The sequence below is a fragment of the Rhodoglobus sp. G.S.4 genome (genome assembly GCF_056619605.1).
Map to the genome: position 1 here is coordinate 2,250,177 of NZ_CM152748.1, position 16,500 is coordinate 2,266,676.

A 16,500-nucleotide genomic window follows, 5' to 3' on the forward strand; every position below is an offset into this window, starting at 1 on the left:
AGGCGAGAACACCAAGTCAGGTGAACTGACGGTAAATTCGATCCCAATTCGCGAGAGAATGGCGTGCACGCCAGTTTCTTGAAGGGACCCCTGTGAAGTTCAGCCGCCTCGGTACCGCCAGCATCATCGCGATGGCCAGTGCACTCACGCTTACCGCGTGCGTTCCCGCTGCATCTATCGACCCATCGGAGCTGTCTGGCACCATCATCGGGGCTGGAGCTTCCTCACAGCAGTCGGCGCAAGAGGCGTGGGTTCGCGGATTCCAGCTCGCCAATGTGCACGCCACGATCGAATATGACCCCATTGGCTCGGGTGGCGGGCGAGACACCTTCGTTGGTGGTGGCGCCGTATTTGCTGCCTCCGATCGCGCATTCACGATCGATGAAATTGAAGAAGAAGAGTTCGTTTCGTGTGTTCCCGGCACGGGCATCCTCGAAATTCCTGCCTATATCTCGCCAATTGCCATCATCTTCAACCTCGATGGTGTCGAATCTCTCGACCTTGACGCGGCCACGATCGCCGCTATCTTCACGCAAGAAATTGATCGCTGGGATGACCCGGCAATCGCCAACCAAAACCCGAACGCTGAGCTACCGAACCAGCGGATCACGGCGGTTCACCGCGCCGACGACTCTGGCACGACAGCGAACTTCACAAGCTATCTGGCCGAAGCAGCACCAGACACTTGGGAGGTTGGATCGATCGAAAAGTGGCCACTTGAGTTCGGTGGAGAAGCCGCACCGCAGACATCCGGTGTCGTGGATGCCGTCACCAATGGAACCGGAACGATCGGCTACGCCGACGCCTCACGCGCCGGAGACCTCGGAACCGTTGCCGTCAAGGTTGGCGACGAGTACGTGCCCTATTCCCCCGAAGCCGCAGCAGCCATCGTTGACGTCTCGCCATTCGGCGAAGGCCGTGGTGCCACCGACTTCGCGGTAGAAATTGATCGAGCATCCACTGCTGCCGGCGTCTATCCTGTCGTGCTCATCAGCTACCTGATCGCCTGCAACGAATACATCAACGATGAAGACGTTGATGTCATTCGGGGCTACCTCGAATACGTCATAAGCCCAGAAGGTCAGCAAGCAGCAGCAGCCGGTGCAGGTTCGGCACCGATCTCGCAACGACTCTTCGATAAGGCCAACGCTGCGGTGGCAGCAATCAGCTAGCAACCCAGCGTTTCGGTTTCGTGTTGAAGCCGCGTTTACCTGCTGTTTACCTAACAAGGTAATGGTGGTCACTTGCGCTGCTTAGGTTTTCTATTTGGGTCGCACCGACCTGAAACCTGTAATCAACATCCCGAAGGGAAAACTGTGAACTTCAAGCGTCTTGGCACCATCGGTGCCATTGCTATCGCAGGAACCATCCTCCTCTCCTCATGTGCAGCTGCAACAGACAGCGGCACCGATGAAGGAACCGCATCAGACCTCACCGGCACCCTCGTTGGCGCCGGCGCATCGTCGCAGCAGTCAGCCCAAGAGGCCTGGGTTGCTGGCTTCCAGACGGCAAACCAGAACGTCACTGTTGAGTACGACCCCATCGGTTCCGGCGGTGGACGCGACACGTTCATCGGTGGCGGAAGCCAATTCGCTGGATCCGACCGTGCATTCAAGGACGAGGAAATCTCCGAAGACAACTTCGCATCCTGCGTACCCGGCACCGGCATCCTTGAGATCCCTGCCTACATCTCGCCCATTGCGATCATCTTCAACCTCGACGGTGTTGACTCGCTCAACCTCGACGCTGACACGATCGCCGGCATCTTCAACGGCTCGATCACCAACTGGAACGATGCAGCAATCGTTTCGCAGAATGACGGCGTAGAGCTGCCCGACCTCGGCATCACCGCCGTGCACCGTGCAGACGACTCGGGAACGACCGCGAACTTCACCGACTACCTGTCGGCTGCTGCTCCCTCGGTCTGGACCGTCGGTTCGATCGAGACCTGGCCAACCGAGTTCGGTGGCGAGGGTGCACCTCAGACCTCAGGGCTCGTTGACGCAGTAACCAACGGAACCGGAACCATCGGCTACGCCGACGCATCGCGCGCCGGAGACCTGGGAACCGTTGCCGTCAAGGTTGGCGACGAGTACGTTCCGTACTCGCCAGAAGCGGCAGCAGCAATCGTTGACGCCTCGCCGTTCGCAGAAGGTCGTGGAGACACTGACCTCGCTGTAAACCTCGACCGCGCATCCGACGCCTCTGGTGTCTACCCGGTAGTCCTCATTAGCTACCTGATCGCGTGCAACGAATACACCTCGAGCGACAGCGTCGACCTGGTCAAGGGCTACCTGTCCTACATCATCAGCGACGAGGGACAGAGCACCGCAGCAGACGCTGCTGGCTCGGCCCCAATCTCCGCCAGCTTGTTTGAAAAAGCACAGGCTGCGGTAGACGCAATCAAGTAACACTCTGAGTCTGCTTCGACCCCGTTGCTACTGGCAGCGGGGTCGGGCAGACTTTCCTCTGGGCGGTGTAGTTATGCCGCCCAGAAACCAGCATGATCCAGCACCAACCAGTCACAACGCAGCACACCAAGCCAGGGATAAGGGATACTCGACACATGACCTCGACCGCGGCCGCTCGTATCCGCGCGAAGCAGCGCCCAGGAGATCGCCTCTTCTCGGGCACCTCACTCACCGCTGGCGCGCTCATCCTCGCGATCCTCGCAGCCGTCGCTGCCTTCCTCGTAATTCAGGGAATCCCGGGTATTGTCGCTGACCCCGAAGAAACCACCCTGCTTGAGGGCACCAACTTCTGGGCCTACGTTGGCCCCTTAGTCTTCGGAACCCTGTGGTCTGCTGCCCTTGCGCTGATCATGGCTGTTCCCATCGCAATCGGCATCGCGCTGTTCATCTCGCACTATGCGCCCCGCCCGCTCGCGGCAACCCTCGGCTACATCATCGACTTGCTTGCCGCAGTACCCTCAGTGGTTTTCGGCCTGTGGGGTGCCAACGTTCTTGCCGTCGGAGTTCAGCCGTTTTACGCGTGGCTCGCCGAAAACTTCAGCTGGATCCCCCTCTTCGCTGGGCCCGCCTCAGGAACGGGCCGCACCCTCCTCACCGCATCAATCGTGCTCGCCGTCATGGTGTTGCCGATCATCACCGCAATCTGCCGCGAAGTCTTCCTGCAAACTCCAGTGCTGCATGAAGAAGCGGCGCTCGCCCTCGGTGCCACGCGCTGGGAAATGATCAAAGTAGCGGTACTCCCCTTCGGCCGCGCCGGCATCGTCTCTGGTGCCATGCTCGGTCTCGGCCGCGCACTCGGCGAAACAATGGCTGTCGCCATGGTGCTCTCGGCATCGAACGTGATCACGTTCGATGTGATCAGCTCCATCAACCCCTCAACGATTGCCGCCAACATCGCGCTGAGCTTTCCTGAGGCCTACGGTCTCAACGTCAACGTGCTCATCGCAACCGGCCTCATCCTCTTCGCTATTACCCTGATCGTCAACACAATCGCGCGCTACATCGTCAACCGCCGCAAGGAATTCTCGGGAGCGAACTGATGACCACAACAACGCCAGCGCGCCCCATTGAGAACGCCTATTCTGCAGGCCAGCTACCCCGCTGGGCACCCATAGTGATGCTCATCAGCAGCCTCGCCACCTTCGTCATCATCTTCATGTTTGTGCAAGCCGGACAACCTGCGAGCGAATTCAACATCGTTGGTGCCCTGCTCTTCGGTGTGCTGCTCTACGCGATTGTGCTCACCACCGTCTCACGACTCGTAGAAGGCCACCGTCGCGCGACCGACCGGCTCGTAACCACCCTCGTGACGCTCGCCTTCGTCATCGCACTGTTGCCGCTGATTTCGCTAATCTTCACCGTTGTCGTGAACGGTTCGGCGCGGTTCGACATCGACTTCTTCACGCTCTCGTTGCGTAACGTTGTTGGTGAAGGTGGCGGTGCACTCCACGCCATCATCGGCACCCTACAGATGACCCTCGCCGCAACAATCATCTCCGTGCCGATCGGCCTGATGGCCTCCATCTACCTCGTCGAGTACGGTCGTGGCCGCCTCGCGCAAGCCATTACCTTCTTCGTGGATGTCATGACTGGCATCCCCTCGATCGTTGCCGGTCTCTTCGCCTACTCGCTCATCGTGTTGTTCTTCGGCCCTGGAGTTCGCGTCGGAATAGCCGGAGCCGTTGCCCTCTCTGTGCTCATGATCCCAGTCGTCGTGCGCTCGAGCGAAGAAATGCTGCGACTTGTTCCCAACGAACTGCGCGAAGCCGCTTTTGCACTCGGTGTCCCTAAGTGGTTGACGGTCATGAAAGTTGTGCTGCCGACATCCATTGCGGGAATTACGACCGGTGTGATGCTCTCCATCGCCCGCGTGATCGGCGAAACCGCACCGCTTCTGATTGCTGCGGGCTTCACCAACAACTTCAACTACTCACTATTCAGCGACCGCATGCAGAGCCTGCCCGTATTCGTCTACAGTTCCTACATTTCGCAGGGTACAGACGCCCAGGCCTACATCGATCGGGCGTGGGCCGGAGCGCTCACCCTCATCCTGATCGTGATGGCACTCAACCTCCTGGCACGCATCATCGCCAAGATCTTCGCCCCCAAGACCGGTCGATAACCGAAGGAAACCCTAATTCGTGTCTAAGCGCATCGAAGTCAATGATCTCGACGTCTACTACAGCAAGTTTCGCGCTGTGGAAGGGGTCTCGCTCACGATCGAGCCCCGCACCGTGACCGCCCTGATCGGCCCATCCGGTTGCGGCAAGTCCACCTTTCTGCGCACCCTAAACCGAATGCACGAGGTTATTCCTGGCGCCTACGTTGACGGTGAAGTGCTGATCGATGGCAACAACCTCTATGCCCCTGGCGTCGACCCGGTAAGCGTGCGCCGTCAAGTTGGCATGGTATTCCAGCGCCCCAACCCCTTCCCCACGATGTCGATTCGCGACAACGTGCTTGCCGGTGTCAAGCTCAACAACACCCGCATCAGCAAGAGCGACGCTGATGACCTCGCCGAACAATCACTGATCGGCGCGAACCTGTGGCAGGAAGTCAAAGAGCGACTAGACAAGCCCGGTTCGTCACTCTCGGGTGGACAGCAGCAGCGACTTTGCATCGCTCGCGCTATCGCAGTGAAGCCCGATGTTGTTCTGATGGATGAGCCGTGCTCGGCCCTCGACCCCATCTCCACCCTGGCCATTGAGGACCTCATCGAAGAACTCAAACAGGATTACACGATCGTGATCGTGACGCACAACATGCAACAGGCATCACGCGTCTCCGACCGCACCGCTTTCTTCAACATCGCGGGAACTGGCCACCCAGGCAAGCTCATCGAATACGACGACACCACCACGATCTTTTCGAACCCCAGCATCCAGTCGACTGAAGATTACGTCTCGGGCAAGTTCGGCTAAGGAGCCGCCTGACCGCAAGTTCGCTTCGCAGAAAAAGCCCCCGCGCCTGATGGCCGGGGGCTTTTCGCGTTGACGCAAAAGGTGGTGGTTGCTACGCGCTCTCGAAGACGACGATGGGCTGGGTAGTCGGGGCATCCGATCCGCCCTTGGGCTCGATCGTCACACCGACGACATCGCCGGGAGCCATCTCGCCGTCAAGAACACGCCACGTTGTCCCGCTTTCGGCAGCATCCATGAGGCCAGCCGGACGGGCACCAACACTGTCGATGTACCAGAGTTCGTACACCTGGTCAGCAGGGAGCGTCTCTAGGCCATCTACGATGACTGCCGACAACGCGAGCTCTTTCGACCACACAAAAGTGGCAGTAGCCCCACCGGTGACCGTAGAAACCAGACGTTGCGAATCACTCGCCGCATTGATAGCGGCAAGCTGGTCAGCCTGTTGGGCCGCAAAGCTCGTTTCTTGGAGGGTTCCGCGATTGATGGAGTCCGCAACAACACCCCCGGCAACGATAAGCGCGACGGCGGCAGCAACGGCCGCTAGAGCCGTTGCTGGCCGTGTGAACCACCGTGCCTGAGCTTTAGTCTCAGCGCGAGTTGCCGAAGGCATCGCGCCCATCACGTCAGCGTCAGTAGTGGCTGGCGCCGCGACGGTGGCAACGGATGCTAGCGGCGTGACCGGCGCAGAAGTATCCGCTGCGGCATCCACCGTGTCGATCTCACGAGGCAGCTGCGACGTCTGGGCAATCATTGCCATGAGACTCGACTTGAGGGCAGGAGGCGGCGTAACAGGGTCGATAGCCATGCCGAGAGCCACTGCGGTGTCCGAGAGTTCTGTAGTTTCGGTGCGGGTTTCGTCGGAAGCAGCGAGGTGCTTCTCGAAGGCTTCGCGCTCTTCTGGGCTCAGCGCGTTGAGGGCGTAGGCGCCAGACTGGGCCGCGAGATCGTCGTTGCGGTCGTTCATGATGCCACCCCCATTTCGTCGCGCAAGCGGATCATTCCATCACGTAGTCGGGTTTTGACTGTGCCGACAGGAACCCTAAGCATGGTCGCCACCTCACTGTGGCTATAGCCGCCGTAATACGCAAGGGAAACAGCTTGGCGCTGGAGTTCAGTCAGTCGGGACATGGCCTTCTCTACCCTTTCGTGTTCGAGTCGGACTTCTATGGTTTCTGAGACGTGATCGTAGTCCGGGTTGTGATCACGGATGCCGATGCGAACGTCACGGTCGCGGGACGACTGCGATGCACGCACACGGTCAACAGTTCGGCGGTGAGCCATCGTGAGAATCCAGCTCACCGCTGCGCCCTTATTCGAATCGAATCGGGTTGCGGTTTGCCAAATCTCCAAGAAAATTTCTTGCGTCACTTCTTCAGACTGCGAGTGGTCGCGCAGGAGCCTCTTGACGAGTCCAAAGACTCGGGGGGCCAGCTGGTCGTAGAGCTCACTAAATGCGGCTTGGTCACCAGTGGCAACACGCTCGAGCAAGTCTTGCGGGGTCGAGACAGAAGCTCCCGGGTCTTCAGGAAACGCGCTGACATCAGCTTCACGAGACATAACTACCAGCATGACAGGTTCCTCTGCTCCTTCATCGCAGTTTGATAGGTTCAGCGCGAAATTTCAGGCAGTGGATGCGCAATCAACGATGGTTTTCGTTGATTGCTTTCACTGGTGAGTGATTCGGCGCCCTCTGCCAAGTGGATTGGTCGGTGCAGAAACTGGATGAGCGCTGGCCGCAATTAGGCAGCCGGAGTGCCTAGTGGCGGCGAAGAACTGTCTCGGGGCGCGAAAAAGCCGAGCCACAGAAAACGCCTCACGACGCGAGGCCGCTCTAAGCGGCTAATATTGGAGCCCGGGGTTACTGTGGCCCGGCAGATAAAGTTTAGCAAAGTGCTTCCTGTGTGCGCTCTCAGCCCGCGACAGATTTTGGCGATAATCACGCTATCCGCCAAGCCGTGCGGCGCGTCTCACCGCCGCCCGGAACGAGGTCTTAGCGCTGAGGTAGCCGCATGCTTGTTTCCGGCTTGTGCGGATTCCGTGACAAATAGATTGCAATACCAACGTTTTCAGCATTTTTTAGTGATTTTACGGGCCATTTGTGCAACTATCAGTCATCCCCGCAGCGTAGCGGGACCGACCGCGTGAGTGTCGAGAATGCTAGGAGAACCTCTGATGAAGCCCAAGCCGCTACCCGCCGACCCTATGATTCGTGAGCTGGTTCGCCGTGCGCAGAATTCCACTATGAATCGACGCACTTTGCTTTCTGGCGCCGCTGTCGGCGCGACCGGTCTCGCCCTCGCGGCCTGTTCGACCGGATCTGAGGAACTCACCGCAGCTCCCGACACGAGTGCCACTAACAAGAAGATTCGCTGGGACAACTGGGCGCTGTATGTAGACGTCGATGACGCTGGCGGCTATCCCACGATCGAAGCCTTTGAAGCCCAGACCGGCATCAATGTCGAATACACCGAAGCGGTCGACGACAACAACACCTACTACGCCAAGGTGAAAGACCAACTCTCACTCGGCAAAGACATTGGGGCAGATGCTGTCTGTCTTACCGACTGGATGGTCGCTCGGTTAATCCGCTTTGGCTACACCCAGAAGCTCGACCGCGCGAATATGCCGAATGTGGCCAACCTCATACCGTCACTGCAGGACGTCGACTTCGATCCCGGCCGCGAACACAGCGTGCCTTGGCAGGGCGGTTTCGCCGGCATCGCGTGGAACAAGGAACAACTGCCCAACGGGATCAAATCCGTTCAGGACCTCTGGAAACCTGAGCTTAAGGGTCGCGTCGGTGTGTTATCCGAGATGCGCGACACGATGGGCCTGATCATGCTCGATCAGGGTGTTGATATCTCTGGAAAGTGGGGCGATGAGGAGTTCAACGCCGCAATCGATGAGTTTACAAAGCAGGTGTCTGACGGTCAGATTCGCAATATTAAGGGCAACGCCTACAAAGAGGATCTCGTCAACGAGGACACGCTCGCCGCGATCGTGTGGTCGGGTGACATTGTTCAGCTGAATGCCGAAAACGGTGACAAGTGGGACTTCATCGTTCCTGATGCTGGCGGAACCCTGTGGAACGACAATTTCATGGTGCCGATCGGTAGTGGCGCGAAGTCAAACGTCGAAGAGATGATCAACTACTACTACGACCCCGCAGTCGCAGCGGAAGTCGCAGCGTACGTGAACTACATCACTCCTGTAGTCGGTGCTAAAGAAGCAGCAGCAGCCATTGATCCTGAACTTGCTAACAACAATCTCATTTTCCCGGATGAGGAAACGCTTTCGAAGGCTTTTGTGTTCCGCGGGCTCGATAACTCAGAAGAACAGAAGTACAACACCGCATTCCAGAGCGTGCTCCTCGGCGCAGCGTGATGGGGATAGATACTTTCGCCGAGAGCGGTGCAGACCTTGAATTGGTGGGGATTCACAAACGCTTCCCTGGCTTTACCGCAATCGACGACCTCAATCTGACTATCCCCGCCGGGTCATTCTTTGCCCTGCTCGGCCCATCCGGTTGCGGCAAGACGACAACTTTGCGGCTCGTGGCCGGTCTTGAGGCCCCGAGCGCTGGTCGAATCCTTATCGGTGGCAAAGATGTGACCAACCAGAAGTCGTTCCAACGCCCGGTCAACACCGTGTTTCAAAGCTATGCCCTGTTCCCGCATATGACCGTGTTGGAGAACGTCGCTTTCGGGCTGCGTCGCCGCAAGATGACTGACCCGCTGGACAAGGCGCACGAGGTACTACGTCTCGTGGAACTTGATCATCTAGCGAGTCGCCGACCCCAGCAACTTTCGGGTGGGCAGCAGCAGCGGGTTGCGCTGGCTCGCGCTATCGTCAACCGTCCGGCGTTGCTTCTTCTTGATGAACCGCTGGGTGCTCTCGACCTCAAACTGCGTCGCCAGATGCAACTCGAACTCAAAACTATTCAAGAGGATGTCGGCCTCACCTTCCTGCATGTCACTCACGATCAGGAGGAGGCTATGACGATGGCCGACACTATCGCGGTGATGAACAAGGGTCGTATTGAGCAAATGGGCGCCCCGCAGGAGCTCTATGAACTGCCGAGAACTTCGTTTGTCGCAAACTTTCTTGGCCAGTCGAATCTGTTCACTGGCCCTGTCGTCGGCACAACCAGCACCAGTCTCTCGGTCGACGTAGCTGGGCAGACGGTCATCGTGCCCATCGACCGCGCGCATCGCACCACGGGCGAGATCACGATCGGTGTTCGCCCCGAGAAGTTGACGCTGCACAGCAGAGAACCCGCCCACAACGCCGATGTTAATGTGATGGGCCCCGGTCGAGTGATTGATGTCTCGTTCAGCGGTGTGAGCACGCAATACTTGGTCGATATTCCGGGCGCGGGCAACCTCATCGTTTTCGCGCAGAACACAACATTCGGTTCGGATGTTCGGGAAGACGACAAGGTGTGGGTCAGTTGGGCCATCGGCCACGGTTTCGGTCTCGATGACGAACCGGCGGATGCGCCGCGATTCGCCCCCGATCTCGACACTCGCACGATCGCTGCGCAGCACCGACTAGAAGGCGCATAGCGATGGCTTTCGCGGCGTTCTCTTCATCGACTGCTCCCGCCGCAGCTGATACTTCTCGCAAGAAGAGCCCGATAGCGCTGCTACTCCTGCTCCCCGGCATCCTCTATCTTGTTCTCTTCTTTCTGACGCCACTGTTATCGCTTTTGCTGACGTCGTTAAAAGCGCCGGCAGAGTTCGGCGACTTCGGTGAATTTAGTTACGCATTCCGCTGGGAGAACTACGTTGACGTCGTCACCACTTACTGGCCGCACATTATTCGTTCGTTCGGCTATGCAATAACCGCCACGTTCTTCGCTCTGATTATCAGCTACCCGCTGGCGTACTTTATTGGAGTTAAAGCTAGGCGCTGGCCTCTGTTGCAGAGCCTCGCTCTGGTGTTGATTATCGCGCCATTTTTTATCAGCTTTCTGCTGCGTACCCTAGCTTGGAAGCAGCTTTTCTCCGACGAGTCATTCCTCGTAACGTCCCTCAAAGCCATGTCGCTGCTTGCGCCAGACGCCCACGTCACCGGAACCGCATTCTCGGTAATTTTCGGCCTCACCTATAATTTCATCCCGTTCATGACACTGCCGCTGTACACGACGCTGGAGAGGCTCGATGTGCGCTACCTCGAAGCTGGTAGTGATCTTTACGCCAGCCCATTCCACGTATTTCGCAAGGTAACTATTCCGCTCTCCATGCCAGGCATCGTGGCGGGAACCTTGCTGACGTTCATCCCGGCCGCGGGCGACTACATTAACGCGAGTCGAGAGTTTCTTGGTGGCACCGGCACCCAGATGATCGGCAATGTGATCGAGGCGAACTTTCTGGTGCTGCAGAACTACCCCGCGGGAGCAGCTCTCTCCATCATTCTGATGACAGCAATTCTGGTAATCGTCAGCATCTATGTGAAGAAATCCGGAACGGAGGAGCTTCTGTGAAACTCTCCATCGGCAAATGGGTACTCCCCGTTTACACAGCGCTTGCGCTGCTGATTTTGATGATTCCGATCGGCTACACCTTCGTCTATAGCTTCAACGATTCACTGAAATCGAACATCACGTGGCGTGGTTTCACCTTCGACAAATGGCTCAACGTCTGCAATGTGCAGAATGGTGCTGTTTGTGAGGCCTTCGGCAACAGCATCTTCATCGCGGTGGTGTCGACGGTGGTGGCAACCACGCTCGGCACGATGATCGCCATCGCGATGGTGCGTTACCGGTTCAAGTTCCGCTCGCAGTTGAGCTTATTCCTCTTTCTGCCGATGGCTACGCCAGAGGTCGTACTGGGCGCGGGACTCGCGGCGCAGTTTCTGTCGATCGGTGTTCCCAAGGACATGACGACGATCATCCTCGCCCACACGATGTTCAGCATCAGCTTTGTGGTGGTTGCCGTGAAGGCCCGCGTCGCAACCTTGGATCCGGCTCTTGAAGAGGCCGGTCGAGACCTTTACGGGTCAGCGCTTCAAGTATTTATGCGCATCACGTTCCCGTTGTTACTTCCCGGAATCCTTGCTGCAGCCTTGCTGTCGTTCGCGTTGTCATTCGATGACTTCATCATCACGAACTTCAACTCAGGCAATGTGACCACGTTCCCGAAGTACATCTGGGTTTCAGCGGCTCGAGGCATTCCCGCTGAGGCAAATGTCGTTGCTTCAGCCGTGTTCATTCTGGCGCTGGTCATTGTGGTGACCGTGCAGGTGTCTGGCGCTGCCCGCGCCAAACGTCTCGCCAAGATGAACTAGGTCTCGCAAGCTAGTCGAGGGTTGCTGCCCGAAACAGTTTGGCGCAGGTCGCGAACTCCTCCGCTGTGAGCGAGTAGCGGTGGGCCCGAGTCGTGAGCTCGCTTGCGCGTTCAGGGTTCAGTAATTCTTGGTCATCTGCGATGCTGCCGGCCCCGGATGCCAAAATGCGGCTGAAGGATGCAGCCCGATCGAGAGCAACACCAAAATCTCCGCGAAAGACTCCGCGCAAGATTTGGTCGGCTAAGTCTTTAATCTCTTTCGGCCCTGTGGGATTCACTGCGCCAGTTACAGCAGCATCAATGGTGGGGAGCGTGTCAATGCCGCGCTGAAAGAGAAGGCTCGTTCCCACAGCATCCTGCTGGATGACGGCCCGCAAGAGGTAGATACGCCAAAGAGCGCCAGGGAGACTGCCGGGGCTTGAGCGAGACCACAACTCGGCGAGCGCATCGATGCCATGTTCGTCGGTGTAGGCGATAATTCGGTCGAGCACGGCAGGATCATCCGTGTCGCGTGCACCATCAACCATCGCGTGGGCTGTATCGTGGGCTGCGCGCATTATTTGGGCGGGATCTTGTCCGCCCTCAAATGTGTCAAACTTATCTGTCGAGTACTGCGTGGGCTTATGGAAATTTTCTGCCATAACCTCACGGTACGCTTAACATGTAGGGCCTGTAGCTCAGTTGGTAGAGCATCGGACTTTTAATCCGCGGGTCCCGGGTTCGAGTCCCGGCGGGCCCACATTTTTCTTCGCCTTCGAGGCAGCGTGTTGCGATTGTTCTCCGTCCTCGAGAGCATGCCGCGATTAGGCTCCTGAGCATGGAATTGTGGGACGCCGACGGAACGAACTATCTCAGCATCGAGCCGATGGCGTACCAGTTCGAGGACGTACGTGTTGATCCTTACGACGCCAACTGGCTGCTGATCGACGGGCGCGCGCGTTGGGGTTCCGAGGAGTGGAACTTTCTCGAGCCCTGCTTGCTCGTGGATGAGGCACGCAACCTGGGCACGTGGTTTACGCGTGCCGCTAACGGGCTTGTTGCGCCGATCGAGCTAGTCGGCGCAAGCGCGCTAGAGCCCACCATTTCTCACGTCGAACCAAACCTCGGATTCGGCCTCGTGAGCTTCGCCCCCTCTGCCGTCGTGCTGCGCGTGTTCCTCTGGCTTGAGTCACAACCTCCGAGCGTGACGAGCGACATGGAATTCTTTATGGACCTCACACTCTCGCCGAGTGAGCTTAAGCGCGCGGTTGCAGCGTGGGCGTCGGAACTCGCGGAGTTTCCGTCGCGTTCGTAGCTGTTGCAGCGAGATACACCCGAGATTGAAACAACCTCGTTCACGACATCGGATCGTACTGAAATTCCCGTAGCTCTTGAGCGCACCGGCAGGCGGTCGCAATTTTTGCCGCCCACGCGACGGCGTCGTCGCGGCTTGCCAGTTCGAGCACGGTGAACCCTCCCTTGAGGTTCTTCGACTGCGGATAGAGCTCAGCGCGCACTTCGCCGCCACCAGTCACGCTGACCGCTGCGACATCCTCATTGATACCACCGCCGAAAACGTAGACGCCGGCGTCCTTTGCCTCTTGAACGACCGCTCGCGCGTCATCCGCCACTTGGGGCAAGTCGTCATCGGAGACGATCATTGCCTCGCTGGGAAAAGAGATCAGAAATTTCGTCATTGCGCGGCTCCTTCGCATGGTCTGGCGTGTGCTGTGAGCCGAGCGTACGCCGCTCAGCATCCGACCGAAAGCGCGAGTTAGAGTTGCTCGTGGCTGCCGAGAAAGTTGTGTAGTCGCACCAAGCAAAGGAGCCCACCATGTCATCCACTCCCCTTCGTATCGCTGTCACTGGCGGAAACGGCAAGCTCGGCCGCGCCACTGTTGCCGGTCTGCGTGCTGCCGGCCACACAGTGACGGTGCTCGATATGGCTGGCCCTGACCGCAACGAGTTCACCTACGTTGACCTCACCGACTACGGCCAGGTAGTGGATGCTCTCGCCGGCATCAACGATCGTCACGAGGGTCTGGATGCTGTTGCTCACCTCGGTGCGATCCCCGCGCCCGGCCTCTGGTCTGACGCTGCCACTTTCCACAACAACATGAATGCAACGTTCAACGTATTTCAGGCGTGCAAGCGCCTCGGCATCAAGACAATTGCGTACGCGTCGAGTGAGACAGTACTGGGTTTGCCGTTCGAGACTCCCCCTCCCTATATCCCGCTCGATGAGGAGTGCGAAACTCGTCCGGAGTCGACCTATTCGATGGTCAAGCACCTCGAAGAGCAGATGGCGCAAAAATTTGTGCGCTGGGATCCCACACTGAGCATCACAGCGCTGCGCTTTTCGAATGTGATGAACCCGGCCGACTACGAGAAGTTCCCTAGCTTCGATGCGGATGCCCGGCAGCGGTCCTGGAACCTGTGGGGCTACATCGATGCCCGCGACGGCGCCAACGCCATCCGTTTGGCGCTGGAAACCTCCCGCCCCGGCTACGAGGTCTTCAATATCTTTGCGAGCGACACCGTCATGACGCGTTCCAACGCCGAGCTCGTTGCCGAGGTATTCCCTGACGTTGAGATCCGCGGCGAGCTCGGCGTCAACACGTCGTTGACGTCGATCGCCAAGGCCGAGCGGTTACTCGGCTGGGTGCCGCAGCATAGCTGGCGAGACTAGCTCAGAGATCGCAAGTCGCGCGGGCGTGCACCACTAGAAGCGGACGCTGCTCTGCAATCAGAAGCCAGCAGTTAACGACGTGAGGAATGAAATCGCGGTGGCCCCTGCCGCGATAGCGATACCGAGTGACCACGCCAATCGGACTAAGTAGGCTTGGTTGTCTTTCCGCTCGAGCTCGAAGAAGCGATCGAGGTAAGTGGGATCGATCGAGAGGTCTGCGGTCGGGTGCCACGTTCGAATTTCCGTCGCTGCATCGATAATTCGCGCAAGCGCGTCCGGATCGAGCACGGTCCTGCGGCGCTTCAGCCAACGCGGCAATCGGCGGGCATCCATGATGGTCACGTCTGCAGGACGCTGCCGAAATGTGAACGATGCCGGTTCGACAATCGCCAACACCGGATACACATCAACAGGAAATCCGGTGGCTCGCGTCAATAGCTTCGCTGCCCGTTTAGCCTCGTGGCGGGAGTTACGAAGGTGGTCCGTTTTCTGACCGGCCACCATAAGCATCCGCTCCCCTACCCAGATCTTTTTACCCCGATGGCGTTTGGTGTTGATCGTGAAAACTCCGGCCGGGCCGATGACCACGTGATCAATATCGCTCGCGCCCGTACCCACCGGGACCGCATGCAACACAGTCCACTCCGGCCCAAGTCGCGAAAGAAGCTCGCCGACTTTCAGCTCCCCGAGCGCCCCGGCGAACCAGCTCTGGGCATCCTCGTGAACGGGTCGGGTGCCAAAAACTCGCCGAAGCGTGCTGCGCGGCTCCATCGTGGCCTGAACGCGAAACAGTTCTTCGATAACCGAGTACGCCGCCGGGCGATCGATCAAATCATCTGCCTCCTCGAGCGGTGAAACGAGCGGCACAGTGTGAACTTCTTCAGTCATTCTTCCCCAAGGCACGCTCCCCGAGCGCACTAGTCGAGAGTATCTCGCTTGCGAGGGCTGACGCCTCCCCCAACAAGGGCTACGCGAGCCGAAGCATCCGCCGTTCCCACAGCGAGACCGTGTACCCCAGCACGCACGGAGACCCCCAAACCGGGCCACAAACCGCGGTGCGACCTGCCGAAACCCTTGTACCGGGCCGCAACTTGCCGCAGGATGTTCACCTCGCATCCATGTTCAAGTGTTGGACTACCTTTATGACCGGCTACGTGTCGCAATACCCTCGACCCGACCATTTCGTGTTGCATCTCAGCGACACTCACTTCTTGGCGGGCGATGGGCGACTCTACGACATCCTCGACAGTGAAGCTAAGCTTCGTCAGCTGTTCGCTGAGTTGGAAGCATCCGGTTCTCGACCCGAAGCAATCGTCTTTACTGGTGACCTCGCCGACAAGGGCGAAGCGGAGGCCTACCGCGCCCTACGCGACATTGTTGAGCCTGCCGCTGAGCGTCTTGGCGCGCAAGTCGTTTGGGTGATGGGCAACCACGATGATCGCGCGACCTTCAGTACCGCCCTGCTCGACGATGTCGCCACCACTGACCCGATCGACAGCGTCATCACCGTAAACGGGCTGCGCATCATCTCTCTCGACTCCACCGTCATCGGCCACCACTACGGCCAGGTGACGGATGCCCAACTGCTGTGGCTGCACAATGTGCTTGCCACTCCGGCACCCCACGGAACGATCCTCGCGATGCACCACCCGCCGGTACCCACCGTGCTGGATCTGTCGGTCACCGTTGAGCTTCGTGCCCAAAAGGAACTCGCCGCAGTGATTCGCGGCAGCGACATCCGCAGCATCATTGCTGGCCACTTGCACTACTCGACCACAGCCATGTTCGCGGGCATTCCCGTGTCGGTCGCGTCAGCTACCTGCTACACGCAAGACCTCAACGTGCCCACGGGCGGGACCCGCGGCCGCGATGGCGCCCAATCATTCAACCTTGTGCACGTCTATGACGACACCGTCATGCACTCGGTGGTGCCACTCGGTGATTACGGCAGCCTCTCACACGTCACAGCAGACGAGACTGCCGCGATTCTTGAGAAAGAGAACATCACCATTGGCCCGGCGGTCAATGAGCACATCAAACCGGTCGCCATCGCTGCTGCCGTCTCTGCCTAGCGGACCTCACACGCACCCGTGCCGCACGCTGGCACGAGGCGCAGGCGCACGCGCACGCGCACGCGCAAACCTATTGCAGAC

18 protein-coding genes and 1 tRNA gene are annotated in these 16,500 nt (G+C 58.7%); 13 read left to right on the forward strand and 6 right to left on the reverse strand.

Annotation, left to right across the window (positions count from 1 at the left end):
• Positions 1 to 92 precede the first annotated feature (92 nt).
• From AC061P_RS11100 to pstB, 5 genes are all read left to right on the forward strand, one after another.
• Positions 93 to 1,172, forward strand: coding sequence for a phosphate ABC transporter substrate-binding protein PstS (locus tag AC061P_RS11100; RefSeq protein ID WP_449647340.1), 1,080 nt, complete (start codon positions 93 to 95; stop codon positions 1,170 to 1,172).
• A 144-nt stretch (positions 1,173 to 1,316) separates the two neighbouring features.
• Entirely contained in the window at positions 1,317 to 2,411 is a 1,095-nt protein-coding gene (locus AC061P_RS11105) for a phosphate ABC transporter substrate-binding protein PstS (protein ID WP_449647341.1), read from the forward strand.
• A 155-nt stretch (positions 2,412 to 2,566) separates the two neighbouring features.
• Positions 2,567 to 3,511, forward strand: coding sequence for a phosphate ABC transporter permease subunit PstC (pstC, locus tag AC061P_RS11110; RefSeq protein ID WP_480391220.1), 945 nt, complete (start codon positions 2,567 to 2,569; stop codon positions 3,509 to 3,511).
• Positions 3,511 to 4,593 carry a phosphate ABC transporter permease PstA gene (gene pstA / locus AC061P_RS11115; RefSeq protein WP_449647343.1) on the forward strand — a complete coding sequence of 361 codons (1,083 nt, stop codon included), beginning with the start codon at positions 3,511 to 3,513 and terminating at the stop codon, positions 4,591 to 4,593. The genes pstC and pstA overlap by 1 nt, the downstream gene beginning before the upstream one ends.
• 19 nt (positions 4,594 to 4,612) lie before the next feature.
• The gene (gene pstB, locus AC061P_RS11120) at positions 4,613 to 5,392 is read left to right on the forward strand and encodes a phosphate ABC transporter ATP-binding protein PstB (protein WP_449647344.1); all 780 of its coding nucleotides are present in this window, start codon (positions 4,613 to 4,615) and stop codon (positions 5,390 to 5,392) included.
• Between the two features lie 91 nt (positions 5,393 to 5,483).
• On the opposite strand, the gene AC061P_RS11125 is transcribed toward pstB, so the two are convergent.
• Positions 5,484 to 6,356, reverse strand: coding sequence for an anti-sigma factor (locus AC061P_RS11125; RefSeq protein WP_480391221.1), 873 nt, complete (start codon positions 6,354 to 6,356; stop codon positions 5,484 to 5,486).
• The gene (locus tag AC061P_RS11130) at positions 6,353 to 6,961 is read right to left on the reverse strand and encodes a sigma-70 family RNA polymerase sigma factor (protein WP_449647346.1); all 609 of its coding nucleotides are present in this window, start codon (positions 6,959 to 6,961) and stop codon (positions 6,353 to 6,355) included. The genes AC061P_RS11125 and AC061P_RS11130 overlap by 4 nt, the downstream gene beginning before the upstream one ends.
• Positions 6,962 to 7,564: 603 nt before the next feature.
• Here AC061P_RS11130 and AC061P_RS11135 point away from each other — a divergent pair.
• The 4 genes from AC061P_RS11135 to AC061P_RS11150 are packed head-to-tail and all read left to right on the forward strand — an operon-like array spanning position 7,565 to position 11,680.
• Positions 7,565 to 8,776, forward strand: coding sequence for an ABC transporter substrate-binding protein (locus AC061P_RS11135; protein WP_449647347.1), 1,212 nt, complete (start codon positions 7,565 to 7,567; stop codon positions 8,774 to 8,776).
• Positions 8,776 to 9,957 (forward strand): ABC transporter ATP-binding protein, encoded by a 1,182-nt coding sequence (locus tag AC061P_RS11140; RefSeq protein ID WP_480391222.1) that lies wholly within the window; start codon positions 8,776 to 8,778, stop codon positions 9,955 to 9,957. The genes AC061P_RS11135 and AC061P_RS11140 overlap by 1 nt, the downstream gene beginning before the upstream one ends.
• 2 nt (positions 9,958 to 9,959) lie before the next feature.
• On the forward strand, positions 9,960 to 10,877 hold the full coding sequence (locus AC061P_RS11145) for an ABC transporter permease (RefSeq protein ID WP_449647348.1): 918 nt from the start codon (positions 9,960 to 9,962) through the stop codon (positions 10,875 to 10,877).
• Positions 10,874 to 11,680: an ABC transporter permease gene (locus AC061P_RS11150; protein WP_449647349.1), complete on the forward strand. Its 807-nt coding sequence runs from the start codon at positions 10,874 to 10,876 to the stop codon at positions 11,678 to 11,680. The genes AC061P_RS11145 and AC061P_RS11150 overlap by 4 nt, the downstream gene beginning before the upstream one ends.
• A gap of 10 nt (positions 11,681 to 11,690) precedes the next feature.
• Here AC061P_RS11150 and AC061P_RS11155 read toward each other — a convergent pair whose 3' ends face one another.
• A complete protein-coding gene (locus AC061P_RS11155; protein ID WP_480391223.1) occupies positions 11,691 to 12,320 on the reverse strand; it encodes a DNA-directed RNA polymerase subunit beta in 630 nt (209 codons plus the stop codon).
• 25 nt (positions 12,321 to 12,345) lie between these two features.
• Between AC061P_RS11155 and AC061P_RS11160 the strand changes: the two genes are divergently transcribed.
• Both AC061P_RS11160 and AC061P_RS11165 read left to right on the forward strand, forming a co-directional pair.
• A tRNA-Lys gene (locus AC061P_RS11160) sits at positions 12,346 to 12,418 on the forward strand.
• Between the two features lie 78 nt (positions 12,419 to 12,496).
• Complete coding sequence (locus tag AC061P_RS11165; RefSeq protein ID WP_449647351.1) at positions 12,497 to 12,973, forward strand: WapI family immunity protein; 477 nt, start codon at positions 12,497 to 12,499, stop codon at positions 12,971 to 12,973.
• A 40-nt stretch (positions 12,974 to 13,013) separates the two neighbouring features.
• Here AC061P_RS11165 and AC061P_RS11170 read toward each other — a convergent pair whose 3' ends face one another.
• A complete protein-coding gene (locus AC061P_RS11170) occupies positions 13,014 to 13,355 on the reverse strand; it encodes a YciI family protein (protein ID WP_449647352.1) in 342 nt (113 codons plus the stop codon).
• A gap of 137 nt (positions 13,356 to 13,492) precedes the next feature.
• Here AC061P_RS11170 and AC061P_RS11175 point away from each other — a divergent pair, with 137 nt between their 5' ends.
• Entirely contained in the window at positions 13,493 to 14,347 is an 855-nt protein-coding gene (locus AC061P_RS11175) for an NAD-dependent epimerase/dehydratase family protein (protein WP_449647353.1), read from the forward strand.
• A 57-nt stretch (positions 14,348 to 14,404) separates the two neighbouring features.
• Here the strand turns inward: AC061P_RS11175 and AC061P_RS11180 are convergent, their stop codons facing one another.
• Together AC061P_RS11180 and AC061P_RS11185 are read right to left on the reverse strand one after the other, a co-directional pair.
• Positions 14,405 to 15,235 carry a nuclease-related domain-containing protein gene (locus AC061P_RS11180; RefSeq protein WP_480391224.1) on the reverse strand — a complete coding sequence of 277 codons (831 nt, stop codon included), beginning with the start codon at positions 15,233 to 15,235 and terminating at the stop codon, positions 14,405 to 14,407.
• A 29-nt stretch (positions 15,236 to 15,264) separates the two neighbouring features.
• Positions 15,265 to 15,456: a hypothetical protein gene (locus AC061P_RS11185; protein WP_449647355.1), complete on the reverse strand. Its 192-nt coding sequence runs from the start codon at positions 15,454 to 15,456 to the stop codon at positions 15,265 to 15,267.
• 33 nt (positions 15,457 to 15,489) lie between these two features.
• Between AC061P_RS11185 and AC061P_RS11190 the strand changes: the two genes are divergently transcribed.
• Complete coding sequence (locus tag AC061P_RS11190; protein ID WP_480391225.1) at positions 15,490 to 16,419, forward strand: phosphodiesterase; 930 nt, start codon at positions 15,490 to 15,492, stop codon at positions 16,417 to 16,419.
• The last annotated feature ends 81 nt before the right edge of the window (positions 16,420 to 16,500 follow it).

Bases quoted from the DNA above. Each gene is read 5' to 3' on its own strand.
- pstC (WP_480391220.1), top strand. From the start codon at position 2,567: ATGACCTCGACCGCGGCCGCTCGTATCCGCGCGAAGCAGCGCCCAGGA.
- pstA (WP_449647343.1), top strand. From the start codon at position 3,511: ATGACCACAACAACGCCAGCGCGCCCCATTGAGAACGCCTATTCTGCA.
- AC061P_RS11125 (WP_480391221.1), bottom strand. From the start codon at position 6,356: ATGAACGACCGCAACGACGATCTCGCGGCCCAGTCTGGCGCCTACGCC.
- AC061P_RS11130 (WP_449647346.1), bottom strand. From the start codon at position 6,961: ATGCTGGTAGTTATGTCTCGTGAAGCTGATGTCAGCGCGTTTCCTGAA.
- AC061P_RS11135 (WP_449647347.1), top strand. From the start codon at position 7,565: ATGAAGCCCAAGCCGCTACCCGCCGACCCTATGATTCGTGAGCTGGTT.
- AC061P_RS11140 (WP_480391222.1), top strand. From the start codon at position 8,776: ATGGGGATAGATACTTTCGCCGAGAGCGGTGCAGACCTTGAATTGGTG.
- AC061P_RS11145 (WP_449647348.1), top strand. From the start codon at position 9,960: ATGGCTTTCGCGGCGTTCTCTTCATCGACTGCTCCCGCCGCAGCTGAT.
- AC061P_RS11155 (WP_480391223.1), bottom strand. From the start codon at position 12,320: ATGGCAGAAAATTTCCATAAGCCCACGCAGTACTCGACAGATAAGTTT.
- AC061P_RS11165 (WP_449647351.1), top strand. From the start codon at position 12,497: ATGGAATTGTGGGACGCCGACGGAACGAACTATCTCAGCATCGAGCCG.
- AC061P_RS11170 (WP_449647352.1), bottom strand. From the start codon at position 13,355: ATGACGAAATTTCTGATCTCTTTTCCCAGCGAGGCAATGATCGTCTCC.
- AC061P_RS11175 (WP_449647353.1), top strand. From the start codon at position 13,493: ATGTCATCCACTCCCCTTCGTATCGCTGTCACTGGCGGAAACGGCAAG.
- AC061P_RS11180 (WP_480391224.1), bottom strand. From the start codon at position 15,235: ATGACTGAAGAAGTTCACACTGTGCCGCTCGTTTCACCGCTCGAGGAG.
- AC061P_RS11190 (WP_480391225.1), top strand. From the start codon at position 15,490: ATGACCGGCTACGTGTCGCAATACCCTCGACCCGACCATTTCGTGTTG.